The 24971-nt window shown below is 62.3% G+C and carries 23 protein-coding genes; 10 read left to right on the forward strand and 13 right to left on the reverse strand.

All coding sequences use genetic code 11. From position 1 onward, the window contains the following. Positions 1 to 37 precede the first annotated feature (37 nt). From SB756_RS21715 to SB756_RS21725, 3 genes are all read right to left on the reverse strand, one after another. Positions 38 to 2326, reverse strand: a complete 2289-nt coding sequence (locus SB756_RS21715; RefSeq protein ID WP_410911825.1) for an ABC transporter permease subunit — start codon at positions 2324 to 2326, stop codon at positions 38 to 40. A gap of 139 nt (positions 2327 to 2465) precedes the next feature. Continuing rightward, positions 2466 to 3464 (reverse strand): phosphate ABC transporter substrate-binding protein PstS, encoded by a 999-nt coding sequence (locus SB756_RS21720; RefSeq protein WP_016502256.1) that lies wholly within the window; start codon positions 3462 to 3464, stop codon positions 2466 to 2468. A gap of 219 nt (positions 3465 to 3683) precedes the next feature. Further along, on the reverse strand, positions 3684 to 4973 hold the full coding sequence (locus tag SB756_RS21725; RefSeq protein ID WP_049277693.1) for an MFS transporter: 1290 nt from the start codon (positions 4971 to 4973) through the stop codon (positions 3684 to 3686). A 360-nt stretch (positions 4974 to 5333) separates the two neighbouring features. Between SB756_RS21725 and SB756_RS21730 the strand changes: the two genes are divergently transcribed. Together SB756_RS21730 and SB756_RS21735 are read left to right on the forward strand one after the other, a co-directional pair. Continuing rightward, positions 5334 to 5732, forward strand: coding sequence for an acyl-CoA thioesterase (locus SB756_RS21730; RefSeq protein ID WP_016489852.1), 399 nt, complete (start codon positions 5334 to 5336; stop codon positions 5730 to 5732). A 71-nt stretch (positions 5733 to 5803) separates the two neighbouring features. Next, complete coding sequence (locus SB756_RS21735; RefSeq protein WP_341797152.1) at positions 5804 to 6700, forward strand: D-hexose-6-phosphate mutarotase; 897 nt, start codon at positions 5804 to 5806, stop codon at positions 6698 to 6700. A gap of 132 nt (positions 6701 to 6832) precedes the next feature. Here the strand turns inward: SB756_RS21735 and SB756_RS21740 are convergent, their stop codons facing one another. From SB756_RS21740 to SB756_RS21760, 5 genes are all read right to left on the reverse strand, one after another. Then, positions 6833 to 7366 (reverse strand): DUF3299 domain-containing protein, encoded by a 534-nt coding sequence (locus tag SB756_RS21740; protein WP_177313737.1) that lies wholly within the window; start codon positions 7364 to 7366, stop codon positions 6833 to 6835. Between the two features lie 48 nt (positions 7367 to 7414). Beyond that, complete coding sequence (locus SB756_RS21745) at positions 7415 to 7660, reverse strand: GlsB/YeaQ/YmgE family stress response membrane protein (protein ID WP_012054121.1); 246 nt, start codon at positions 7658 to 7660, stop codon at positions 7415 to 7417. Between the two features lie 108 nt (positions 7661 to 7768). Then, positions 7769 to 8851: a 5-(carboxyamino)imidazole ribonucleotide synthase gene (locus tag SB756_RS21750; RefSeq protein ID WP_016502259.1), complete on the reverse strand. Its 1083-nt coding sequence runs from the start codon at positions 8849 to 8851 to the stop codon at positions 7769 to 7771. A gap of 10 nt (positions 8852 to 8861) precedes the next feature. Next, positions 8862 to 9353, reverse strand: a complete 492-nt coding sequence (gene purE / locus SB756_RS21755; protein WP_016489856.1) for a 5-(carboxyamino)imidazole ribonucleotide mutase — start codon at positions 9351 to 9353, stop codon at positions 8862 to 8864. 172 nt (positions 9354 to 9525) lie between these two features. Beyond that, complete coding sequence (locus tag SB756_RS21760; RefSeq protein WP_341797154.1) at positions 9526 to 10458, reverse strand: LysR substrate-binding domain-containing protein; 933 nt, start codon at positions 10456 to 10458, stop codon at positions 9526 to 9528. A 182-nt stretch (positions 10459 to 10640) separates the two neighbouring features. Here SB756_RS21760 and aspA point away from each other — a divergent pair, with 182 nt between their 5' ends. From aspA to SB756_RS21780, 4 genes are all read left to right on the forward strand, one after another. Further along, entirely contained in the window at positions 10641 to 12065 is a 1425-nt protein-coding gene (gene aspA / locus SB756_RS21765; RefSeq protein WP_041168153.1) for an aspartate ammonia-lyase, read from the forward strand. A gap of 172 nt (positions 12066 to 12237) precedes the next feature. Continuing rightward, complete coding sequence (locus SB756_RS21770; protein WP_341797155.1) at positions 12238 to 13230, forward strand: AraC family transcriptional regulator; 993 nt, start codon at positions 12238 to 12240, stop codon at positions 13228 to 13230. Positions 13231 to 13448: 218 nt separating this feature from the next. Continuing rightward, positions 13449 to 14492 (forward strand): histone deacetylase family protein, encoded by a 1044-nt coding sequence (locus SB756_RS21775; protein ID WP_341797156.1) that lies wholly within the window; start codon positions 13449 to 13451, stop codon positions 14490 to 14492. Next, the gene (locus SB756_RS21780) at positions 14492 to 15595 is read left to right on the forward strand and encodes a polyamine ABC transporter substrate-binding protein (RefSeq protein WP_016502264.1); all 1104 of its coding nucleotides are present in this window, start codon (positions 14492 to 14494) and stop codon (positions 15593 to 15595) included. The genes SB756_RS21775 and SB756_RS21780 overlap by 1 nt, the downstream gene beginning before the upstream one ends. A gap of 101 nt (positions 15596 to 15696) precedes the next feature. On the opposite strand, the gene SB756_RS21785 is transcribed toward SB756_RS21780, so the two are convergent. Beyond that, positions 15697 to 17226 (reverse strand): PLP-dependent aminotransferase family protein, encoded by a 1530-nt coding sequence (locus SB756_RS21785; RefSeq protein WP_410911829.1) that lies wholly within the window; start codon positions 17224 to 17226, stop codon positions 15697 to 15699. 90 nt (positions 17227 to 17316) lie between these two features. On the opposite strand from SB756_RS21785, the gene SB756_RS21790 reads away from it, so the two are divergent. Genes SB756_RS21790 through SB756_RS21800 form a run of 3 tightly spaced genes read left to right on the forward strand, consistent with a single transcriptional unit; the run spans position 17317 to position 19084 of the window. Further along, positions 17317 to 17946: an FMN-binding negative transcriptional regulator gene (locus SB756_RS21790; protein WP_341797158.1), complete on the forward strand. Its 630-nt coding sequence runs from the start codon at positions 17317 to 17319 to the stop codon at positions 17944 to 17946. A gap of 12 nt (positions 17947 to 17958) precedes the next feature. Further along, a complete protein-coding gene (locus SB756_RS21795) occupies positions 17959 to 18405 on the forward strand; it encodes a GNAT family N-acetyltransferase (protein WP_341797159.1) in 447 nt (148 codons plus the stop codon). Positions 18406 to 18412: 7 nt separating this feature from the next. Next, a complete protein-coding gene (locus tag SB756_RS21800) occupies positions 18413 to 19084 on the forward strand; it encodes a GNAT family N-acetyltransferase (protein WP_341797160.1) in 672 nt (223 codons plus the stop codon). 186 nt (positions 19085 to 19270) lie between these two features. On the opposite strand, the gene oadA is transcribed toward SB756_RS21800, so the two are convergent. Next, entirely contained in the window at positions 19271 to 21076 is a 1806-nt protein-coding gene (oadA, locus tag SB756_RS21805; protein ID WP_341797161.1) for a sodium-extruding oxaloacetate decarboxylase subunit alpha, read from the reverse strand. Positions 21077 to 21087: 11 nt separating this feature from the next. Beyond that, complete coding sequence (locus SB756_RS21810) at positions 21088 to 22503, reverse strand: acetyl-CoA carboxylase biotin carboxylase subunit (protein ID WP_016502270.1); 1416 nt, start codon at positions 22501 to 22503, stop codon at positions 21088 to 21090. A gap of 189 nt (positions 22504 to 22692) precedes the next feature. Between SB756_RS21810 and SB756_RS21815 the strand changes: the two genes are divergently transcribed. Continuing rightward, complete coding sequence (locus SB756_RS21815) at positions 22693 to 23655, forward strand: LysR family transcriptional regulator (RefSeq protein ID WP_063422551.1); 963 nt, start codon at positions 22693 to 22695, stop codon at positions 23653 to 23655. On the opposite strand, the gene SB756_RS21820 is transcribed toward SB756_RS21815, so the two are convergent. Both SB756_RS21820 and hexR read right to left on the reverse strand, forming a co-directional pair. Then, entirely contained in the window at positions 23597 to 23815 is a 219-nt protein-coding gene (locus tag SB756_RS21820; protein ID WP_080889157.1) for a PA3496 family putative envelope integrity protein, read from the reverse strand. The genes SB756_RS21815 and SB756_RS21820 overlap by 59 nt on opposite strands. A 211-nt stretch (positions 23816 to 24026) precedes the next feature. After that, positions 24027 to 24893 (reverse strand): transcriptional regulator HexR, encoded by an 867-nt coding sequence (gene hexR / locus SB756_RS21825; protein WP_016489869.1) that lies wholly within the window; start codon positions 24891 to 24893, stop codon positions 24027 to 24029. Between the last annotated feature and the right edge of the window lie 78 nt (positions 24894 to 24971).

Genomic DNA, 24971 nt, shown 5'->3' on the forward strand with positions numbered 1-24971 from the left:
TTGAGGGAATCCTTTTTCACGGATCGCTACCTTTCTATCAAAGCGACGAGTATTTCTTGCGCAGACGCTGGCGAATCAGCTCGGCCAAGGTGTTCATGACGAACGTGAACATCAGCAGCACCAGCGCGGCCAGGAACAGCACGCGGTAGTGGCTGCCACCGACTTCCGATTCCGGCATTTCCACGGCCACGTTGGCGGCCAGGGTGCGCATGCCCTCGAACAGGTTCATCTCCATCACCGGGGTGTTGCCGGTGGCCATCAGCACGATCATGGTCTCGCCCACCGCACGGCCCATGCCGATCATCAGCGCCGAGAAGATACCCGGGCTGGCGGTGAGGATGACCACGCGGGTCAGGGTCTGCCAAGGCGTCGCACCCAGCGCCAGCGAGCCCAGGGTCAGGCTGCGCGGCACGCTGAACACGGCGTCTTCGGCAATGGAATAGATGTTCGGGATGACCGCAAAGCCCATGGCGATACCCACGACCAGGGCGTTGCGCTGGTCGTAGGTGATGCCTAGGTCATTGGTGATCCACAGGCGCATGTCACCGCCGAAGAACCAGTTTTCCAGGTGCGGGCTCATGGTCAGGGCGAACCAGCCGGTGAACAGGATGACCGGTATCAGGATCGCGGCTTCCCAACCATCTGGCACACGCAGGCGGATCGACTCCGGCAGGCGGCTCCAGGTGAAGCCGGCCAGCAGGATGCCGAGCGGCATCAGCAGGAACAGGCTGAACACGCCTGGCAGGTGGCCTTCGAGGTAAGGGGCCAGGAACAGGCCGGCGAAGAAGCCGAGGATCACCGTCGGCATCGCTTCCATCAACTCGATCACCGGCTTGACCTTGCGGCGCATGCCCGGGGCCATGAAGTAGGCGGTGTAGATGGCGGCGGCAATGGCCAGCGGGGCGGCCAGGATCATCGCGTAGAACGCGGCTTTCAGCGTACCGAAGGTCAGCGGCGAAAGGCTCAGCTTGGGTTCGAAGTCGGTATTGGAAGCGGTCGATTGCCAGACGTATTTCGGTTCGTCGTAGTTCTCGTACCACACCTTGCCCCACAGCGCGCTGAAGGAAACTTCAGGGTGCGGGTTGCGCAGGCTCAGCGGCAGCAGCTTGCCGCCCTCTTCGATGATGATGCGGTTGGCACGCGGCGACAGGGCCAGGGTGCCTGGGCCGTCGGCGGCCGGCTCGACCAGCAGGGTGCGGTGCGCCGTGCTGTGGAACACGCCCAGCTTGCCGTCGGCGTCCAGGGCGATGAAGCCCTTGCGGCGCTCTTCGGCGTCAATCTGCACAACCGGGGCCTTGCCCATCTGGAAGGTACGGATCTGCTTGAAGCGCGATTCGCCGTCCGGGTCCCGTGCCATGAACCATTGGGCCAGGCCACCTTTGGAGTCACCGATGATCAGCGATATGCCGCCGACCAACTGGGCGCTGGCGGTAATTTCGGTGTCAGCGCTTTCGGCCAGCTTGTAGCGGCCGTTGAGGCTCTTGTCACGCAGGCTGAACACGTCGGCGGTGGCGCGGCCGTTGATCACGTAGAGCCACTGCTGACGCGGGTCGATGAAGATGTTCTTCACTGCTTCGGTCATCTGCGGCAGCACGATACGGTTCTGCTCGGTGGTGACCTCTTCGGTCATCATGTTTTCGGTGCGGGTCAGCTGCACCACCTGCAGGTGCGCGCCGGTAGACCCGGCCAATACCAGGGTGTCGCCATTGACGTTGACGTTGACGTGCTCCAGCGCACGGCCCTGTTCGTCGAGCACGAACGGCTGCTCACCGTAGGGGTAGTCGATGCCGGGAGTGATGGTTTTCTTGTTGTCCGGGTAGGTGATCTTGTAGGTATGGTGGAACACCAGCGCCTGACCATTGGACAAGCCCAGCACCACCAGCGGGCTGCCCGGCTGGTCGCTACTGATCGAGGTTACCTGGGTGCCTGCCGGCACTGGCAGGTCGACCCGCTGGAGCTCGTTACCGGTCTTGGTATCGAAGAACAGTGCCTGGCCCTTGTCCGAAACTCGCATCCCCACCAGGTTCTGTTCTTCAAGCGCGATCATCAGCGGCTTGCCGGCATCCTGCTGCAGCCAGGTCGGCTCAAGGGCCTTCTTGCTGGTCAGCTCGGCACCCTGGAACAGTGGCAACACCACATAGGCCAGGTAGAAGAAGATCAAGGTGATTGCCGCCAATACGGCAAGCCCGCCCACCAGCACGTACCAGCGGGTCAGGCGGTCCTTCAGCGCGCGGATGCGGCGCTTGCGTTGCAACTCGGGCGTATTGAAATCAATGCGCACGGGCTGGGAGTTTTGGGTCATGTTGGAATTGGCCAGATCATTCATGCGCACACCCTAGCGGTCCCGTGTGACAAAAACATTACAAAGTGGTGACGCACGAAAGCCCGCCGCACAGAAGATCTGGCTTCGGACTGGAAATACGTGGAAGAGGCCGGGCATCAGCACCGGCCCCTTCTTCAGTTACTTACTTCTTTGCGACGTTACCAGCGTGCGACAGGCCCAGGTCAGCCAGGGTCTTGTCGACGACTTTGGACGGCAGCGGGATGTAGCCATCCTTCACCACGACCTGCTGGCCCGCTTGCGACAGCACCAGCTTGACGAACTCGGCTTCCAGCGGGGCCAGAGGCTTGTTCGGGGCCTTGTTGACGTAGACGTACAGGAAGCGCGACAGCGGGTACTTGCCGTTCAGGGCGTTTTCTTCGTTGTCCTCGATGTACTCGGTGCTGCCCTTCTTGGCCAGCGGAACAGTCTTCACGCTGGCGGTCTTGTAGCCGATACCCGAGTAGCCGATGCCGTTCAGCGAGCTGCTGATCGACTGCACGACCGAAGCCGAGCCAGGCTGTTCGTTCACGTTAGGCTTGAAGTCGCCTTTGCACAGGGCTTCTTCCTTGAAGTAGCCGTAGGTGCCCGACACCGAGTTACGGCCGAACAGCTGCACTGGCTTGTTGGCCAGGTCGCCGGTCACACCCAGGTCGCCCCAGGTTTTCACGTCTGCTTTGCCACCGCACAGGCGGGTGGAGGAGAAGACTGCGTCGACCTGCTCCATGGTCAGGCCTTTGATCGGGTTGTCCTTGTGCACGAACACGGCCAAGGCGTCGACGGCGACCGGGATGGCGGTCGGCTTGTAGCCGTACTTCTGCTCGAAGGCCTGCAGCTCGACGTCCTTCATCTTGCGGCTCATCGGGCCGAGGTTGGCGGTGCCTTCGGTCAGCGCGGGTGGCGCAGTGGAAGAGCCGGCCGCCTGGATCTGGATGTTTACGTTCGGATATTCCTTCTTGTAGGCCTCGGCCCACAGAGTCATCAGGTTCGCGAGGGTATCGGAACCGACGCTGGAGAGGTTACCCGAAACACCGGTGGTTTTGGTGTAGGTCGGGATTGCAGGATCGACAGCGGCTACCGCGTTGGCGGTTGCAACGCCAGCGGCGGCAAAGGTGAGGGCCGCCATCAAACGCTTCAGTTTCATGCCTTGCTCCTAGCAGGAATATTGGGGTGTTGGATGGAACGGGCCCAAGTATCGGCAGGCCGCATGAACACGATATGACTTCATTGTGACAATTGGATGAAAGGCCATCACTGATAACAGGTCTGGCCTCTTCGCGGTGTACGACCGCTCCCAAAGGGGTTGTGCTGAGCCCTGTGGGAGCGGGCGTGCCCGCGAAGAGGCCAGCAGCCCCGAAACAGATCAGCGCTTGTTGGCGAGCAGGTACAGGCCCACGGCCAGACCAACGGCGCACAGCCCTGCCACATAGTAGGCAGGCGCCATCGGGCTTACTTTCAGCAGCGCGGTCACCACCATCGGCGTCAAACCGCCGAAGATCGCGTAGGCCACGTTGTACGAGAACGACAGCCCGCTGAAGCGCACCGCCGCCGGGAATGCCTTGACCATTACATAAGGCACCGCGCCGATCACACCCACGCACAGGCCGGTCAGCGCGTACAGCGGGAACAGCAGCTCGGGCCGGGTCGGCAGGCTGTGGTAGAAGGTCCAGGAGCTGGCCAGCAGCAACAGGCTGCCGATCACGAACACCCGCCCCGCGCCGAAGCGGTCGGCCAGGCTGCCGGCGCCGATGCAGCCGAAGCTGAGCAGCACGATGGCCATGCTGTTGGCCTTGAGCGAGTCGATCGGGCTGATGTGGTAGAAGCTCTGCAGCAGCGCAGGAGTCATCAGGATAACCACCACGATACCGGCCGACAGCATCCAGGTCAGCAGCATCGACAGGATGATCGGGCCGCGGTGGTCGCGCAGCACGGCGCGTAGCGGCAGCTCCTCGGCCAGCGCCTTGCGTTGCTGCATCTCGGCGAACACCGGGGTTTCGTGCAGCCAGCGGCGCAGGTACACCGAGAACAGGCCGAACACACCGCCGAGCAGGAACGGAATACGCCAGGCGTAATCGGCCACTTCTTCAGCGCTGTACACGCTGTTGATCAGGGTTGCCACCAGCGAGCCCAGCAGAATGCCCGCCGTCAGGCCTGCGGTGAGGGTGCCGCAGGCATAGCCGGTGTTGCGCGCCGGTACGTGCTCGGAGACGAACACCCAGGCGCCCGGCACCTCGCCCCCAATCGCAGCGCCCTGGATCACCCGCATCAGCAGCAGCAGGATCGGCGCCCACATGCCGATTTGTGCATAGGTTGGCAGCAGGCCCATGATCAGGGTCGGCAGGGCCATCATGAAGATGCTCAGGGTGAACATCTTCTTGCGCCCGAGCAGGTCACCGAAGTGGGCCATGATGATGCCGCCCAGCGGCCGCGCCAGGTAGCCGGCGGCGAAGATGCCGAACGTTTGCATCAGGCGCAGCCACTCGGGCATGTCGGCCGGGAAGAACAGCTTGCCAACCACCGTGGCGAAGAACACGAAGATGATGAAGTCGTAGAACTCCAGTGCGCCACCCAGGGCGGACAGTGAGAGTGTCTTGTAATCACTGCGGGTCAGCGGCCGCGGGGGCTGCTCGATACTGCTCGGCACGGAAGTCATCGCTCGTTGTTCTCTTGTAGGGCATGCAGGCCGCTTGGCACGCGGCTTCTGGATTGGGAGACAGGCGAAGATAGCAAATTGCCGAGGCGCGCCGAAAGCGATACAAAATCCATACAGATATTCATGAATGCGCGGTCGTCGCTGGCGGTTATGCTCTATATACTGGCGATTCGTAGGAAAAGGTTGCTGCCAGCGTGGGATGTTGTGCGAAAACGCCGGTCTTTATGTCAGACGGTTTCGCAGAGTTTCCCTACGGCCGTCCAGTGAAACGAAATCGGCGTAGTATGTTTCAAGCTGAATCGTTTACCCGGCCTTTGCGCCACATCAACGGAAAGCGTCACGGGTCAGAGGCCCCATCGCATGATTGAGCTCGAACAAGAAGATCCAATCCCGCAAGGCGACCTGGCCTTGCAGATCACCGCACTCCCGCGCGAGACCAACGGATTTGGCGACATCTTCGGCGGCTGGCTGGTTGCCCAGATGGACCTGGCCGGCACCGCCATGGCCAGCCGCGTCGCCGGTGGCCGCGTGGCGACCGTGGCCATCGAACGCATGGCGTTCCTGGTACCCGTCGCGGTGGGCGCACAGCTGTCGTTCTATACCCAGACCCTGGAAATCGGCCGCAGCTCGATCCAGATGATGGTCGAAGTGTGGAGCGACGACCCGTTGTCCAGTGAATGGCGCAAGGTTACCGAAGCAGCATTCGTCTTCGTTGCCATCGACGGCAGTGGCCGCACCCGTTCCGTGCCTCGTCGCTGAGCCACGCGGGCGGTAAACTCATTGCATGTGCCCGGGTCCAAGGCCCACTGGCAATCAATGAGACGAACGCAATGGCTACCTACCAGGTCGTAACCGAGCAACATGGCGAACTCAACTGCTGGCGTATCAGCAGCGACCGCGCCGAACTCCTGATCGCCCAGCAGGGGGCACAGATCCTCAGCTACCAGCGGGTCGGCGAGCCGCCGCTGCTGTGGCTGAGCGACCAAGCCATCTTCCGCCAGGGCAAGTCGGTCCGCGCCGGTGTGCCGGTGTGCTGGCCGTGGTTCGGCAACCTGCAGCGCAACCCCCAAGCCGTTCAGGCCATGTACCACGGCGAGCAGGCGCCTGCTCACGGGCTGGCGCGCTCGCGTGACTGGCAGCTGCTGGGTATCGAGGCAGCGGGCACCGGCCTGCGCATCGAATTCCAGTTGCCTGAAGCGCAGGGCGATCTACCCGACTGGCCTCATGATGTCGAACTGAAACTGGTGATAGAGCTGGATGAAGCGCTGAAGCTGAACCTGACCAGCCGCAACATGGGCAATACCCCCGTTACCATCAGCCAGGCACTGCACAGCTACTTCGCGGTTAGTGATGTGCGCCGGGCGCGGGTCGAAGGCGTCGAGGGCCTGGGCTATATCGAAACGCTGGCGGACTGGGAACAGCGTGAGCAGCAGGGGGCACTGGCGTTTGCCGGGGAGACTGACCGGATCTACCTCGACACCCCTCAGACCCTGAGCATTGTCGACCCGCACTGGAACCGGCGGATAAACCTGACCAGCAGCGGCTCGCGGTCGGCGGTGATCTGGAACCCATGGACTGATCGGGCGCGGGAGCTGGCGGACATGGCTGACGACGGCTGGCAGCGGATGCTGTGCATCGAGACGGCGAATGTGTGGGATGACCTTGTGGAATTGAAGCCTGGCGCGAGTCACTCACTGAGCGTGGTAGTTGCCAGCGAAGCGCTTTGATCTGAAGCCCCCGGGACCGCTGCGCGGTCCTTTCGCGACACAAGGTCGCTCCTACAAGGGACCGCGCAACGCCTGAGGCTCGTGGTGACCCTGTGGGAGCGGGTTTACCCGCGAATACGCCGGTGCAGGCAATCAGAGGTCTGCGTCTTCCACCACCCTCACCTTCCCCGCATCCAGCGCATAGGCCGCATCGGCCAGGTCATTACTGACCTTCTCTACCTTCAGCTTGCCGCTGACCCACAGCGGTGTGTAGATGTCATCGATCTTCAACCCTTTCGGGTAGCGCACCAGCACCAGCTGGTTCGGCGGCGGAGGCGGCACATGGATGCACGCGCCTGGGTAAGGCACCAGGAAGAACAGCGTGCTGTTGCCCTTGGCGTCGCTTTCCAGTGGCACCGGGTAGCCGCCCAGGCGAATGTCCTTGCCGTTCATGGTCGCCACGGTCTTGGTCGAATACATCACCGCTGGCAGGCCCTTGCTCTGCTTCAGCCCGCCCTTGTCGGTAAAGGTGCCCATGGCTTCCGGCGAGTTATGGTCGATTTCGGGCATTTGCTCGAGCGCTTTCTGGTCCGACTTGGGCATCAGCTCCAGCCAGTCGGTTTCAGGCAGTTCGGCATGGGCCAGGGTACTGGCCAACAGGAGGGGGACGAGGAAAAAGGCTCGCATGGCAATGCTCGGCAACCCGGATGAATTGCCGGGCATTCTAACCAGTATTCAGCGTTTCTTGATAAATCCGTAGATCACCAGAAGGACCACGGCACCGATCAGCGCGCCAAGGAAGCCCGCCGCCTGCCCGGCCTGATAGATGCCCAGTGCCTGGCCGCCATAGGTAGCCAGCAAGGAGCCGGCAATACCCAGCAGGATGGTCATGATCCAGCCCATGCTGTCGTCGCCCGGCTTGATGAAGCGGGCCAGCAGGCCAACGATGAGGCCGATGAAGATGGTTCCAATGATGCCCATGGCAATCCCTCTGCAGTGAATATGGAGCAAGCCAAAGCCTAGACGGGCTTTGGCTTGTTGCCATGTTCAGAGGGCAAGCCGCTTGCAGAAGTTCGATCTGTAGCCCGATCAGTTGCTGATCAGAGCCTCTACTTCGGCAATCTTGCGCTCGAGGGTGGCCATGTCATGGCAGCGCAGGGTGGCGTGGCCAACCTTGCGGCCGACCTTGAAGGCCTTGCCGTAGTGGTGCAGATGGCAGTCGCCGATGGCGACAACCTTGTCCACGGCCGGCACTTCACCGATGAAGTTGAGCATCGCGCTCTCGCCCACCTTGGCGGTCGAGCCCAGCGGCAGGCCGGCAACGGCGCGCAGGTGGTTCTCGAACTGGCTGCACTCGGCGCCTTCGATGGTCCAGTGCCCGGAGTTGTGCACACGCGGGGCGATTTCGTTGGCCTTCAGGCCACCGTCAACCTCGAAGAACTCGAAGGCCATGACGCCGACGTAGTCCAGCTTCTGCAGCACACGGCCCACGTAGTCTTCGGCCAGGGCCTGCAGCGGGTGCGCCTGGCTGGCTACCGACAGGCGCAGGATGCCGCTTTCGTGGGTGTTGTGCACCAGCGGGTAGAAGCGGGTTTCGCCATCACGGGCACGCACCGCCACCAGCGACACTTCGCCAGTGAACGGCACGAAGCCTTCCAGCAGGCACGGCACGCTGCCCAGCTCGGCGAAGGTGCCTACCACGTCTTCTGGCGTGCGCAGCACCTTCTGACCCTTGCCGTCGTAGCCCAGGGTGCGGGTTTTCAGCACGGCCGGCAGGCCGATGCTGGCCACCGCAGCGTCCAGGTCTGCCTGGGAAAGGATGTCGGCGAAGGCCGGGGTCGGGATACCCAGGTCGCGGAACATGCTCTTTTCAAACAGGCGGTCACGGGCGATGCGCAGCGCTTCGGCGCTGGGGTAGACCGGCACGAACTGCGAGAGAAACGCCACGGTCTCGGCCGGAACGCTTTCGAACTCGAAGGTGACCAGGTCGACTTCGTCGGCCAGCTGGCGCAGGTGGTCCTGGTCGCCGTAGTCGGCACGCAGGTGCTCGCCCAACGGCGCGGCACAAGCGTCCGGTGCCGGGTCGAGGAAAGCGAAGTTCATGCCCAGCGGGGTGCCCGCCAGGGCCAGCATGCGGCCCAGCTGGCCGCCACCGATTACACCGATCTTCATGGGTTGAGCCTCAAGCCTGGCGGGGGTCTGGGTTGTCCAGCACAGTGTCGGTCTGTTCGGTGCGGAACTGCTTGAGCGCCGCGTGGTACTGCGGGTATTTGGCGCCCAGGATGCTGGCCGACAGCAGCGCAGCGTTGATCGCACCGGCACGGCCGATGGCCAGCGTGGCAACCGGCACGCCGGCTGGCATCTGCACGATCGACAGCAGCGAATCGACGCCCGACAGCATCGACGACTGCACCGGCACACCCAGCACCGGCAGGTGGGTCTTGGCGGCGCACATGCCTGGCAGGTGGGCTGCGCCACCGGCACCGGCGATGATCACCTCGATGCCGCGGCCTTCGGCCTCCTCGGCATACTGGAACAGCAGATCCGGGGTGCGGTGGGCAGAAACCACCTTCACTTCGTAGGGAATGCCGAGTTTTTCCAGCATATCGGCGGTGTGGCTAAGGGTGGACCAATCGGACTTGGAGCCCATGATCACGCCAACCAGTGCACTCATCGTCGAGCCTCTTCGCTTGTGCGCCCGTGGGCGCGTCAAAAAACAACAAGCCACGCGGGACGACCGGCGTGGCTTGTTTGCTGATCTGGACCGGACGCATCCGGTCGAAAGGCCGCGCAGTATACCGTAAGGTGGTGCGTTTAAGGCACCCCGGCGACCAAACTGTCGGGCCTTATTTTTCGGGGCTTTGGCTGACTTTCGGGTCAACCGCCGCCGCACCCTCCAGCTTGCGCCACAACAGCCTGACGTTGGCCTTGCGCACCAGGGCGCAGCGGTACAGGCGAATTTCCAGTGGCACATGCCACTGGCTGCCGCCACACACGGCCAGCTCGCCTCGTTCCAGCTCGCCACGCATCGACAGGCGCGGTACCCAGGCAATACCCATGCCCTCCAGCGCCATGCTCTTGAGGCTGTCGGCCATGGCGGTCTCATACACGGTGGTATAGCGCAGGTTGCGCTGGCGCAGCAGCAAATTGACCGAGCGGCCCAGGAAGGCGCCAGCGGTATAGGCCAACAACGGCACGCTGCCCTCACCTTCCAGGTCGAACAACGGCTTGCCCTCGGCATCCACGGCGCACACCGGCAACATTTCGGTGTTGCCCATGTGCAACGACGGGAAGATCTCGGCATCCATCTGCAGGGCCGCGTCCGGGTCATAGAAGGCCAGCATCAGGTCGCAGCCACCTTCGCGTAATGCATGCACGGCATCTCCGACGTTAGTCGCAACCAGGCGGGTGGCGATGTTCAAACCGTCGTTGCGCAACTGGGCCACCCACCGGGGGAAAAAGCCCGACGCCAGGGAGTGCGCCGCAGCCACCTGCACAACCTCGCCCTGCCCGCCCTCAAGATGATGCAAATGGCGGAGAATTTCGCTTAACTGGTCGACAACAGTGCGCGCCGTGACGAGAAAAAGCTGGCCGGCCTCTGTCAGTTCAATGGGCGTGCGGGAACGATTCACCAGCTGCAACCCCAACGCCGCTTCAAGGCTGCGAATACGCCGGCTGAAGGCCGGTTGGGTGACGAAACGCCGCTCTGCGGCCTGAGAAAAACTGCGGGTAGAAGCCAGCGCACTGAAATCTTCCAGCCATTTGCTTTCAAGGTTCACGAAGCACATCTCCCGGCGTGCACCAAAATGGAACACGCTCGAATGTCAATTGGCGTCACATGAAACACTATGCCGTTTGTGCATAGGTTAGCGTGCAACAGCATTGGCCGCAAAATCACCTTCAGGCCTAGGATTGGCGCCATTCCGGCATGTGCCGGGTCAATATCGAGATGATATACATCATGTCCTCCGCTGCATCGTTCCGCGTCGAAAAAGATCTGTTGGGTACCCTTGAAGTTCCTGCTGATGCCTACTACGGCATCCAGACCCTGCGCGCTGCCAACAACTTCCACCTCTCCGGCGTTCCGCTGTCGCACTACCCGAAACTGGTAGTGGGCCTGGCGATGGTCAAGCAGGCAGCTGCTGACGCCAACCGTGAGCTGGGGCACTTGAGCGATGCCAAGCACGCCGCGATCAGCGCAGCCTGCGCACGACTGATCAAGGGCGACTACCACGAGCAGTTCGTGGTGGACATGATTCAAGGCGGTGCTGGTACTTCTACCAACATGAACGCCAACGAAGTCATCGCCAACATCGCGCTGGAGGCCATGGGCCATCAGAAGGGTGAGTACCAGTACCTGCACCCGAACAACGATGTGAACATGGCGCAGTCGACCAACGACGCCTACCCGACCGCTATCCGCCTGGGCCTGCTGCTGGGTCACGATGCGCTGCTGGCCAGCCTCGACAGCCTGATCCAGGCCTTCGCTGCCAAAGGTAAAGAGTTCGACCACGTACTGAAGATGGGCCGTACCCAGCTGCAGGACGCCGTGCCGATGACCCTGGGCCAGGAATTCCGCGCCTTCGCCACCACCATGACCGAAGACCTCAACCGTCTGCGTTCGCTGGCGCCTGAGCTGCTGACAGAAATCAACCTGGGTGGTACTGCCATCGGTACCGGCATCAACGCCGACCCGGGCTACCAGATGCTCGCCGTACAGCGCCTGGCAACCATCAGCGGCCAGCCGCTGGTACCGGCTGCCGACCTGATCGAAGCCACCTCCGACATGGGCGCCTTCGTGCTGTTCTCCGGCATGCTCAAGCGTACCGCGGTCAAGCTGTCGAAGATCTGCAACGACCTGCGCCTGCTGTCCAGCGGCCCACGCACCGGCATCAACGAGATCAACCTGCCAGCGCGTCAGCCAGGCAGCTCGATCATGCCAGGCAAGGTCAACCCGGTTATCCCGGAAGCCGTCAACCAAGTCGCCTTCGCCATCATGGGCAACGACCTGGCCCTGACCGTCGCCGCCGAAGGTGGCCAGCTGCAGCTGAACGTGATGGAACCGCTGATCGCCTACAAGATCTTCGACTCGATCCGCCTGCTGCAACGCGCCATGGACATGCTGCGCGAGCACTGCATCGTCGGCATCACTGCCAACGAACAGCGCTGCCGTGAACTGGTCGAGCACTCGATCGGCCTGGTCACTGCCCTGAACCCGTACATCGGCTACGAAAACGCCACCCGTATCGCCCGCGTTGCCTTGGAAACCGGCCGCGGCGTACTGGAACTGGTGCGCGAAGAGAAGCTGCTGGACGAAGAGATGCTCAACGACATCCTGCGTCCGGAAAACATGATCGCTCCACGTCTGGTTCCGCTGAAGGCGTAACCCGGCTGCTGCAAACAGTCTCACCAGGTTAAGGGACTAGACACCTCTCAACCTTTCAAGGCCCGAGCGATTGCTTCGGGCCTTTTTTTGCCTGATGGATTTTGCCTGAACGCCCGGATATCGGCACACAACTTGCTCCATAATGCGTCCCAGCCCCACGGGATTACCCAGCATGCTGCACAGTCACCTGACCACCCTCAACGCAGTTTCGCTGATCCTCAACGTGTTCCAGGCGGACGGTTGCGAGGCTTCGGCGCTGCTGGCCGGCAGCGGCATTGGCCCGGCCGACCTGGGGCACGCCGATGCGCGCATCACCACCCAGCAGGAACTGCAGGTGTGCGCCAACGCCGTGGCCCGGCGCGAGGACATCGGCCTGGAACTGGGCCGCCGCATGCACGTGTCGTGCTACGGCATGCTCGGTTACGCCCTGCTCTCCAGTGCCACTTTGGGTGACGCCTTGCGCCTGGCGCTGCAATATCCGGCACTGCTGGGAACAGTCTTCAAGCTGCGCTTGCTCGACGATGGCCAGCGGGTCTGGTTCAGCGCCAGCGATTACCACGACAGCCCGGCGCTGAGCGCTTTCAACGCAGAGTTCTGCCTGGTGTCGCTGAAAGTCATCTGCGATGACCTGCTTGGCCGCCCGCTACCATTGCTGGGCGCCCGCTTCGAGCACCCACGGCCCGGTTACCACACGCACTATGCCAATGCATTCCAGTGCCCGGTCGGTTTTGCCGCCGAGGACAATGCCTTCGCCTTCGAACGGCGCTGGCTGGATACGCCGCTGCCGCTGGCCGACCCGATTACCCACAAGGCCATGAGCGAGCGCTGCCGGCGCCTGAACCTTGAGTTCACCGGCCGTCAGGCCTGGCTGGGGCGGATTCGTCAGTTGCTGACGCAGCAACTGGATGCCGCGCCGGGGCTGGAAGGCCTGGCACGGCAGATGAACTGCTCATCCCGCACCTTGCGTCGGCATCTACAGGCGCTGGGCAGCAGTTATCAACAGCTGCTGGACGAGCTCAGGTTCGAGCGGGCCAAGCAGTTGCTGGCCGATGAGCAGATGCCCATCTACCGTATTGCCGAAACGTTGGGGTTCAGCGAGACGGCCAGTTTCCGCCATGCCTTCCAGCGCTGGAGTGGTGTGGCACCCAGCCACTTCCGCGGTTGACCTGTTCCGGCCCTATCGCCGGCAAGCCGGCTCCCACAGGTCATCCGCTGCATTCAAGGCCTGTGCAGTACTTGTGGGAGCTGGCTTGCCGGCGATAGGGCCAGCACAGGCCAATCAACCTTGGCCACATCGATCCCCTTTTGGCCACTTGCGTCGTTCTCCGCTACTGACCTGCCCATGACAATGGACCCACGCCAGTACCCACCCGGAGAACAACAATGCTGACGATCTATTCCGATGACCACCGCCTGCACCACGGCCGCTGTGAGCTGATCGACGGCAAGCTGATGCCCTGTTTCGAAATGCCTTCGCGTGCCGACCATGTGCTCGACCAGGTGAAAAAGCGCAACCTCGGTGATATCCAGGCCCCTACCGACTTTGGCCGGGCGCCATTGCTGCGTATCCACAGCGCCGATTACCTGAATTTCTTCGAAGGCGCCTGGGCCCGCTGGGCTGCACTGGGCCAGGAAGGCGACCTGCTGCCGTTCACCTGGCCTGCTCGCACCCTGCGCCAGGTAAAACCCACTGGCCTGCACGGTGAGCTGGGCTATTACAGCTTCGATGCCGGTGCGCCGATTACCGCGGGCACCTGGCAAGCGGCGTACAGCGCAGCCCAAGTTGCCCTTACCGCCCAGGCAGCGATCCAGCAAGGCGCCCATTCGGCCTTCGCGCTGTGCCGCCCGCCAGGGCATCACGCCGCAGGTGAAGTGATGGGCGGCTACTGCTACCTGAACAACGCTGCCATCGCCGCCCAGGCGTTCCTCGACCAGGGCAAGCGCAAAGTCGCCATCCTCGACGTCGACTACCACCACGGTAATGGCACCCAGGACATCTTCTACAGCCGCGACGACGTGTTCTTCGCTTCGATCCACGGCGATCCGCAGGACGAGTTCCCGTTCTTCCTCGGCTATGCCGACGAAACCGGCGAAGGTGCCGGCGAGGGCTGCAACATCAATTACCCATTGCCGGCCGGTAGCGATTGGGCCGCCTGGAACGCCGCCCTGGAAGACGCCTGCCAGCGCATCGCCAGCTATGACGCCGACGTGCTGGTCGTCTCGTTGGGTGTGGACACCTTCAAGGACGACCCCATTTCGCAGTTCAAGCTGGACAGCCCGGACTACCTGGAAATGGGCAAGCGCATCGGCCAGCTCGGCAAGCCGACCCTGTTCGTGATGGAAGGCGGCTACGCTGTGGAAGAAATCGGTATCAACGCGGTCAATGTGCTGGAAGGCTTCCAGCGCGCCCAGCCAGGAGCCCGGTAATGGTCCGACTCAAGCGTCTGCTCGCCCCGTTCATCGCTGCCACCCTGTTCACCGGTGCCCTGCAAGCCCAGGCCGAGCAGCGCACCTTGCGTGTGTATAACTGGTTCGATTACATCACCCCGCAGACCTTGACCGACTTCCAGAAGGACAGCGGCGTCAAACTGATCTACGACATCTTCGACACCAACGAAGCGCTGGAGGCCAAGCTGCTCACCGGCAACTCCGGCTATGACGTGGTGGTGCCGTCCAACGTGTTCCTCGCCAAGCAGATCGAGGCCGGGGTATTCCAGCCGCTGGACCGCAGCAAGCTGCCGAACTGGCAACACCTGGACCCGGCGCTGATGAAGCTGATCGAGGCCAACGACCCGGGCAACAAGTTTGCCGTGCCGTACATGTACGGCACCGTGCTGATCGGCTTCAACCCGGCCAAGGTCAAGGCGGCACTCGGCGACAATGCGCCGGTAGACAGCTGGGACCTGATCTTCAAGGAAGAGAACATCGCCAAGCTCAAGCAGTGCGGGGTGGCCCTGCTGGACTCCCCTTCGGAAATTCTGCCCCTGGCCCTGCAGTACCTGGGCTTGCCACCGAACAGTGACAAACCGGCCGACTACAAGAAGGCTGAGGCACTGATGCTGAAGATTCGCCCGTACATCACCTACTTCCACTCCTCGAAGTACATGGCAGACATCGCCAATGGCGATATCTGCGTGGCGGTGGGCTACAGCGGCAGCTTCTCGCAGGCCGCCAACCGCGCCCGCGAAGCCAAGAACGACGTGGTGGTGGACATGCGCCTGCCCAAGGAAGGCGCGCCGATCTGGTTCGACATGCTGGCGATTCCAAAGAATGCGGCCAACCCGGAAGATGCCCACACGTTCATCAATTACCTGCTGCGGCCGGAGGTGATTGCGCCGATCAGCGACTTTGTCGGGTACCCCAACCCGAACAAGGATGCGACCGACAAGGTGAACCCGGCGATTCGCAACAACCCCAACCTGTACCCGACGGCGGAGGCGATGGCCAAGCTGTATACCCTCAAGCCATTGGCGAGGGATGCAGAGCGGGCCAGGACCCGGGCCTGGACGCGGATCAAATCCGGCACCTGAGTCGCCTGCTTCGCGGGCATGCCCGCTCCCACATTGATCGCATGCCACGCGGGCTCTGTGGGAGCTGGCTTGCCGGCGATTGGGCCGCATAGCGGCCCCATTCACCTTCTCCAGGCCTTTCGCAGTTTCATCAGTGCCTCGGCAATCTCTCCCTCCGACACCGCCGCAAAGCCCAGCACCAGCCCCGCTCGCTTATCCACAGGCACCTCGCTGTCCGCCAACCAGAAATTACTCAGCGGCGTAACCTCCACACCCACCGCTTCAGCCTTGGCCACCAGTGCCTGCTCCCGCGCAAAGTTATCCACATCGACCTTCACATGCAGCCCGGCCGCCACTGCCGGCATGGCGCCCAAACCTGGAATATCCACAGGCCAGCCTGCCTTGAGCACATTGCGTCGGCTCAACGCTGCCTTGCGCATGCGCCGGATGTGCCGCTGAAAGTGCCCGCGGGCGATGAACTCGGCCATCACGCATTGGCTGCTGACCTCAGAATGGCGCACCGCAAGCGCCTTGCCCTGGCTGAACGCCTGCGCCAACTGCGGTGGGAGTACCAGATAGCCCAGGCGCAGCGCCGGGAAGGCAATCTTGCCGAAGGTGCCGACGTACAGTACCCGCCCGTGCCGGTCGAGCGCCGCCAACGGAGCCAAAGGCGCGCCGCTGTACCGGTACTCGCCGTCGTAGTCGTCCTCGATGATCCAGCCATCGTTGCGGTCAGCCCAGGCCAGCAGCTCCAGGCGACGCGCCAGGCTCATGGTTACCCCGGTCGGGTACTGGTGAGCAGGCGTTACATAAGCCAGCCGGCAGTCTTCCAACTGCCCGAGCCGGGCGCAGTCCATCCCCTCTTCATCCACCGGTACGCCGTACAACTGGCCACCCGCCACTGCGAAGGTGTGACCGGCCGCCCGATACCCCGGGTTTTCCACAGCCACACCGTCGCCCGGCTGCAACAGCAACTGTGCACAAAGGCTTATGGCCTGCTGTGCACCACTGGTGATCACAATTTGTTCAGCCATGCAACTCAGCCCACGCGAGCGACGCAAGTAGGCAGCGATCAGTTCGCGCAGCATCGGCTCGCCCGCCGGGTCGCCATAACCCAGTTGTGCGGGGCTCGGATTACGCCAGAAACCCGCCTGCAGCTTGGCCCAGACGTCAAACGGGAACAGGTCGAATGCGGGAATACCGACGCGAAAAGCACGCGGCTGGCCGCTTCTTGGCGGCGGCAAGTGGTTGGTTTTCAGCCGCTGCAAAGCTGCACTGGAACGTCGGTTGCTGGATAAATCCTCAGTGTCTTTTAATGAAATTGTGGATAAGCCTGTTGATAACCCATGGGATAACCCTGTGGATACTTGTGTGGATAGTTTTGGTAGCCGGCTTACATAGGTGCCATCGCCCACCCGGCTTTCGATGTAGCCCTCGGCGTACAACTGATCATAGGCCCGGACCACGCTGTTGCGTGACAGCACCAGCATGGTGGCCAACTCGCGGGTGGCCGGCAGCCGGGTACCGCTGCTCAAGCGGCCGTCCAGCACTCGCGCGCGCAGGGCCTGGTACAGCTGCTGGCTGAGCCCGCGGCGGCGATCCAGGGCGATCCCGGAAGGGTCGAAAGGCAAAACAAGGGGGCTATCACTCATGGCATTGGACCTATGAAAACAGGCAGTAATGGCTCTTACCCAGAACCAATAGCCTGCCTAGGATGGCACCATTGCACAAGGAAACCGAGCATGTACAACAGCAAACCCCACCAGGAACACGACCTCGGCCGCCTGCACCAGCACATGCTCGACACCCGCCTGGCCGTGCTGGTCAGCCAAGGCGAACAAGGCCTGTTGGCCACACACCTGCCGGTACTGGTCGACACGGGCGAAGGCGAGTTCGGCACCGTCTATGCACACCTGGCACGGGCCAACCGCCAATGGCAGGACCTGGCACAAGGTGGCGAAGCCCTGCTGGTCTTCCCCGGCGCCGATGCCTATGTAAGCCCCGGCTACTACCCAAGCAAAGCCGATAACCCCAAGGTCGTGCCGACCTGGAACTACCTGGCCGTACACGCCTATGGCCCGGCCGAAGTCATCCATGAAGCCGAGCCTCTGCTCGCTATCGTCAGCCGCCTGACCGAGCGCCACGAACAAGGCCGCAACGAACCGTGGAGCGTCACCGACGCCCCGGCTGACTACATCGAGGGCATGCTCCGCGCCATCGTCGGTATCCGCCTGCCCATCGCCCGCCTGCAAGGCGCGCGCAAGCTCAGCCAGAACCGCTCCGAGCAAGACATCTCCGGCGTGCGTGAAGGCCTGAGCGCCAGCCCTGATCAACTGGACAACCAACTCGCGGCGCACATGCGCCAACTGTGAAGGAATAGCCCCATGCCCAGCGTTACCCTGCGCCCCGTCAACGCCCAAGACCATGCCGCCTGGCTCGCCCTGTGGCAGGCCTACCTGCACTTCTATGAAACCGAGTTGGCCGATGAAGTCAGCCTCAGCACCTGGCAGCGCCTGCTCGACCCAAGTGAGCCGACCCATTCGGCACTGGCCTGGGTCGATGGCAAGGCGGTGGGGATGGTCAACTTCATCTACCATCGTTCCAACTGGAGCATCGAAAACTCCTGCTACCTGCAGGACCTGTACGTGGACAGCTCGCAACGTGGCCTGGGCATTGGTCGCCAGCTGATCGAGCACGTCTACACCACAGCCAAGGCCGACAACTGCATCAAGGTGCACTGGCTGACCCACGAAACCAATGCCACCGCCATCAGCCTGTATCAGCAGGTTGCCGAGCGCTCGGGCTTCATCCAATTCCGCAAAGGCTTGTAGGCCGAACATGACAGACGCATTGAACTGGAAACCCGCCGCAACGCCCGAGGCCGAGCCCATTGACGGCCGCTTCATCCGCCTGGAAAAGCTCGACCCGGCGCGCCATGGCGACGACCTCTGGGAAGTGCTGCAAGGCCCAACCGCCGACCCGGTGCTGTGGGACTACCTGCCCTATGGCCCGTTCGCCGAACGTGTCGCCTTCGACCGTTGGCTGGAGGGTAACGCCGCAGGACGCGACCCGCTGTTCTACACCGTCATCGACCGCCCCAGCGGCCAGGCCCAGGGCATTCTCAGCCTGATGTCGATCGTGCCCGACCACGGCCGCATCGAAATCGGCCACATCGCCTTCGGCGCCGCCATGCAGCGCACACCCAAGGGCACCGAGGCGGTGTACCTGCTGGGCAAGCTGGGCTTCGGACTGGGCAACCGCCGGCTGGAGTGGAAGTGCAACAATGCCAATGCCCGCTCCAAGCGCGCGGCTGAACGGTTCGGCTTCGTCTACGAAGGGGTGTTCCGCAAGCACCTGGTGGTTAAGGACCACAACCGCGATACGGCGTGGTATTCGATTACCGATGATGAATGGCCAGCAGTGGCTGCGGGGTTCGAGCGGTGGTTGGGCGAGGAGAATCAGCGGCCCGAGGGGCAGGTGAATACACTTGAAGCATGCCGCAACGGCTGATAGCTGTACGGGTCTCACTGGCCTCTTCTCGGGACAAGCCCGCTCCCACAGGTTTACCACTGCTTTTGAGGGCAGTGTCGTACCTGTAGGAGCGGGCTTGTCCCGTGAAGAGGCCGGCAAATACAGCACAAAAAAAGGGGAGCATCCGCCCCCCAGAGGTTAATCGCTTGTAGATGAAGGCTTATCTCAGCCTTCGATCTCGATCAGGATCTCACCCGGCGTCACGCGATCGCCCTTGGCCACATGGATGGCCACGACCTTGCCGGCGATGGCTGCCTGCACTTCGGTTTCCATCTTCATGGCTTCGGTGATCAGCACGGCCTGGCCAGCCTTGACCACGTCACCTTCCTTGACCAGTACATCGACGATGTTGCCTGGCATGTTGGTACTGACGTGGCCCGGGTCGGTGGCTTGCTTGCGCTTGCTGCCGCCGCCGACAAACTCGTTGAGCGGCTCGAACACCACTTCTTCCGGCATGCCGTCGATCGACAGGTAGAAGTGGCGCTTGCCTTCGGCCTTCACGCCAACGCCAGTGATGTCGACACGGTAGGTTTCGCCGTGCACGTCGATGACAAACTCGGTCGGGACGCCTTCACCGCCTGGCGCAGAAACGGCGCCAGCCTCTGGAATTGGCAACAACGCTTCCGGGGTAAGGGTGCCGGCTTCGCGCTCTTCGAGGAACTTGCGGCCAATGTCCGGGAACATGGCAAAAGTCAGCACGTCTTCTTCACTGCGGGCCAGGGCGCCGATGTCGGCACGCAGCTTGGTCATCTCTGGCTTCAGCAGGTCGGCCGGGCGCACGTCGATCACTTCTTCGCTGCCGATGGCCTGGCGGCGCAGCTGCTCGTTGACCACACCCGGGGCCTTGCCGTAACCGCCTTGCAGGTACAGCTTCACTTCGTTGGTGATGGTCTTGTAGCGCTCGCCGGCCAGCACGTTGAAGAACGCCTGGGTGCCGACGATCTGCGAGGTCGGCGTCACCAGCGGCGGGAAGCCGAGGTCTTCACGCACACGCGGGATCTCTGCCAGCACTTCGTTCATGCGGTTGAGCGCGCCCTGCTCTTTCAGCTGGTTGGCCAGGTTGGAAATCATGCCGCCCGGCACCTGGTTGACCTGCACGCGGGTGTCCACGGCGGTGAACTCGCTTTCGAACTGGTGGTACTTCTTGCGCACGGCGTAGAAGTACAAGCCGATTTCCTGCAGCAGCTCCAAGTCCAGGCCGGTGTCGAACTCGCTGCCCTTGAGCGCAGCAACCATCGACTCGGTACCCGGGTGGCTGGTGCCCCAGGCGAAGCTGGAGATCGCGGTGTCGATGTGGTCGGCGCCGTTTTCCACCGCTTTCAGCTGGCACATGGCGGCCAGGCCGGCAGTGTCGTGGGAGTGGATGAACACCGGCAGCGACTGCTCGGCCTTCAGCGCCTTGACCAGTTCACCAGCGGCGAATGGGGTCAGCAGGCCGGCCATGTCCTTGATTGCCACCGAGTCGCAACCCATGGATTCCATCTGCTTGGCCTGGGCAACAAAGGCGTCGATGGTGTGCACAGGGCTGACCGTGTAGGCGATGGTGCCTTGGGCGTGCTTGCCGGCGGCCTTGACCGCTTCGATGGCCACGCGCAGGTTACGCACGTCGTTCATGGCGTCGAAGATGCGGAACACATCGATGCCGTTTACCGCAGCCTTGGCGACAAAGGCCTTGACCACGTCGTCGCTGTAGTGGCGGTAGCCCAGCAGGTTCTGGCCCCGCAGCAGCATTTGCAGGCGGGTGTTGGGCAAGGCTGCACGCAGCTTGCGCAGGCGCTCCCATGGGTCTTCCTTGAGGAAGCGCACGCAGGCGTCGAAGGTGGCGCCGCCCCAGACTTCCAGCGACCAGTAGCCGACTTTGTCGAGCTTGTCGCAGATCGGCAGCATGTCTTCGGTACGCATGCGGGTGGCCAGCAGGGACTGGTGGGCGTCGCGCAGGATCGTGTCGGTTACGTGAATTTTCTTGGACATTATAGGTTTCCTCACAGGCCTGCGTGGGCGGCGATAGCGGCGGCGATGGCCAGGGCCAGCTCTTCGGGTTTGCGCTTGATCGAGTAGTTGGTCAGCTCAGGGTGGCTTTCGACGAAGCTGGTATTGAACTGCCCGCTACGGAATTCCGGGTTGCGCAGGATTTCCTGGTAGTACGCGGCGGTGGTCTTCACCCCTTGCACGCGCATGTCGTCCAAGGCTCGCAGGCCGCGGTCCATGGCCTCTTCCCAGGTCAACGCCCACACCACCAGTTTCAGACACATGGAGTCGTAGAATGGCGGAATGGTGTAGCCGGTGTAGATCGCTGTATCGGTACGCACACCCGGGCCGCCGGGGGCGTAGTAACGGGTGATCTTGCCGAAGCTGGGCAGGAAGTTGTTCTTCGGGTCTTCCGCGTTGATGCGGAACTGCAACGCGTAACCGCGGTGCTGGATGTCTTCCTGCTTCACCGACAGCGGCAGGCCCGAGGCGATGCGAATCTGCTCACGGACAATGTCGATACCGGTGATTTCTTCGGTGATGGTGTGCTCCACCTGCACCCGGGTGTTCATTTCCATGAAGTACACCTCGCCATCGGCGAGCAGGAACTCCACGGTGCCGGCGTTCTCGTAGTTCACCGCCTTGGCCGCACGTACCGCCAGGTCGCCGATGTAGGCGCGCTGCTCGGGCGTGAGCTGGGGGCTTGGAGCAATTTCGATGAGCTTCTGGTTACGGCGCTGGATCGAGCAGTCGCGCTCGAACAGGTGCACCACGTTGCCGAAGCTGTCACCGAGGATCTGTGCCTCGATATGCTTGGGGTTGACGATGCACTTTTCCAGGAACACTTCTGCCGAACCAAAGGCCTTGGTAGCCTCGGAAATCACCCGTGGGAAGTTCTGTTCCAGCTCTTCGCGGCTGTTGCAACGGCGAATACCGCGGCCACCGCCACCGGAGGTGGCCTTGAGCATCACCGGGTAACCGATGCGCTCACCTTCGCTCAGGGCTTCATGAATATCGGCAACGTTGCCTTCGGTGCCCGGAGTTACCGGCACACCGGCGGCAATCATGGTGCGGCGCGCTTCGGTCTTGTCGCCCATGCCGCGAATGACGTTTGCGGCGGGGCCGATGAACTTGATCCCGCGCTCGGCGCAGATCTCTGCCAGTTCAGCGTTTTCCGACAGGAAGCCATAGCCCGGGTGCAGGGCATCACAGCCGGTTTCCACAGCCAGGTTCACCAGCTTGCGCGGGTTCAGGTAACCGGCCAGCGGCTCGGCACCAATGCTGTGGGCTTCGTCGGCGCGCTTGACGTGCAATGCGTGCCGATCGGCGTCGGAATAGATCGCTACCGAGCGTATGCCCATCTCGGCGCAAGCACGCACGATCCGAACTGCGATTTCACCTCGGTTGGCGATCAGGATTTTTTTTATCACTGGAGTCTTCCCAAAGCCGTAGGAACAGTCGAGCCGGTTCTACCGGTCGGCGCGTGGCCAGGCGTTGCTAGCCAGTCGCGTATTCACCCTAGCGCTGTGGTTCGATAAACAAAAATCAATATTTGTTAGAGGCAACATTAGTAAAAGCTTATAGTGCAGTTACAAGGTGTTGCCGAAGGGCGGGTAAAAATGCGTAAGTCATTGATGCGTATGACTTTGCGTCAATTGCAGATCTTCAATGAGGTGTGCGATTTGCGCTCGTACAGCCGTGCGGCGGAGGAGATGTCGCTGACGCAACCCGCCGTTAGTCTACAGATCCGCCAGCTCGAAGAGCTGATCGGCCAGCCGCTGTTCGAGTACGTGGGCAAGAAGCTCTACCTGACCGAAGCGGCCGAAGCCCTGCAACGCGCCAGCCGCGACATCTTCGGGCGCCTCGAGAGCCTGGACATGCAGCTGTCGGACATGCAGGGCTCATTGCAGGGGCAGCTCAAACTGGCGATCGAGTCCAGCGCCAAGTACTTCGTGCCACACCTGTTCGCCGCCTTCAAGCAGCGTCACCCGGAGGTCAACCTGACCCTTACGGTGGTCAATCGCGCCCAGGCCATCCGCCGCCTTTCGGATAACCGCGACGACATCATCATCATGTCGATGGTGCCGCAGGACATGGGCCTGGAATTTCTGCCGTTCCTCAACAACCCGATCATCGCGGTGGCACCGCCCGAGCACCCGCTTTGCAAGCTGGACCAGCTGCGCCTTCAGGACCTGGAGCCTCATACCCTGCTGGTACGCGAACAAGGCTCAGGTACGCGCAAGGCCTGCGAGGAGTATTTCAAGGACAAGCGCGTGCATTTCACCCAGACCCTGGAGGTGGCCTCGGCCGATGCCCAGCGCGAGTGCGTCATCGCCGGCCTGGGGATTGCCCTGCTGACCCGCCATGCGGTCAACCTGGAACTGGCCACCGGTGCGCTGAAGGAGCTACCGGTGGAAGAGCTGCCGCTGTACCGCAGCTGGTGCGTGGTGCAGTCCAAGGCCAAGCGGCAGTCGCCGGTGGCCTTGGCGTTTCTGGCGTTCATCCGCAGCGAACGTGCGCTGATCAGCGCGCTTGTTGAGCGTTTTTCGGGGAAGTTGCCGCTGAAGACTGCCACACTGTGAGTGCTTGCAACTCGGGATAGTCCACCAGGTCGCGCAGCAGTTGACGTTGGTCGCAATACACCTCGATCGCGCGGCGGTATTCCATGCGGCGCTGATCTTTTTCCTGCTGCTTGCGAGCTTTGGCGTTGGGTTGGTAGATGCCGTCGTGGTCACGTGCCATTGCCTGTCTCCCAGATAGGATGCGGGAGTTTCAGACTGGCCATGAAGGTTTACGGTTTGGCTGTGGGATGGTGACAAAATCGTGAATTTTTACTGCCTGTAGCGGCCTCTTCGCGGATCGCCCACTCCCACAGGTACTGTGCACCTTTTTGAATCGGTGCAATTGCTGTGGGAGCGGGCAAGCCCGCGAAGAGGCCGCTACAGGTTTGAATTCAGTCGTCTGTAGCCTTGATCGACTTGGGCGACAAACGCAGGCTGCGCAAGCTGCGCTTCACGCTTTTCAGGTGGTTGACCAGGCTCGGGCCGCGCGCCATGGCCACGCCCATGGCCAGGACGTCGATTACCACCAGGTGAGCGATACGCGAGGTCAGCGGGGTGTAGATTTCGGTGTCTTCATGCACGTCTATCGCCAGGTTCACGGTCGACAGCTCGGCCAGCGGCGTCTGGCTTGGGCAAAGGGTAATCAGGTTGGCACCGCTCTCACGCACCAGGTTGGCGGTGATCAGCAGGTCCTTGGAACGGCCCGACTGGGAAATGCACACCGCCACATCGCCAGGCCTCAAGGTTACTGCCGACATCGCCTGCATGTGCGGGTCGGAATACGCGGCCGCACTGAGCAGCAGTCGAAAGAACTTGTGCTGAGCGTCCGCCGCAACCGCGCCGGATGCACCAAAGCCATAGAACTCCACACGCTGCGCCTGGGCCATGGCGCTCACGGCCTGTTGCAGCGCATGCGGGTCGAGGTGCTCGCGCACTTCCATCAACGTGTGCAGGGTGGTGTCGAAAATCTTCAGGCTGTAGTCGGCAACCGAGTCGTCTTCATGAATGGCGAACTGACCAAAACTGGCCCCGGCGGCCAGGCTCTGCGCCAGCTTCAATTTCAGGTCCTGGAAGCCCGAACAACCGATCGCACGGCAGAAACGCACGATCGTCGGTTCACTGATACCCACGCTGTGCGCCAGGTCGGCCATCGAGCTGTGCATGACCGCAGCCGGGTCGAGCAGCACGTGGTCGGCCACTTTGAGTTCCGATTTGCGCAGCAGGTGGCGCGATTGGGCGATATGTTGCAACAGATTCACGGGCTGGACTCGGTTATGATCGACTGGCCGGGTTGTAGCTTTCTTGTAGTTATACTACATGGACGCCAACCCGCCCAG

Origin of the sequence: Pseudomonas sp. SIMBA_068 (genome assembly GCF_046534705.1) — a bacterium.
Lineage (GTDB): Bacteria > Pseudomonadota > Gammaproteobacteria > Pseudomonadales > Pseudomonadaceae > Aquipseudomonas > Aquipseudomonas putida.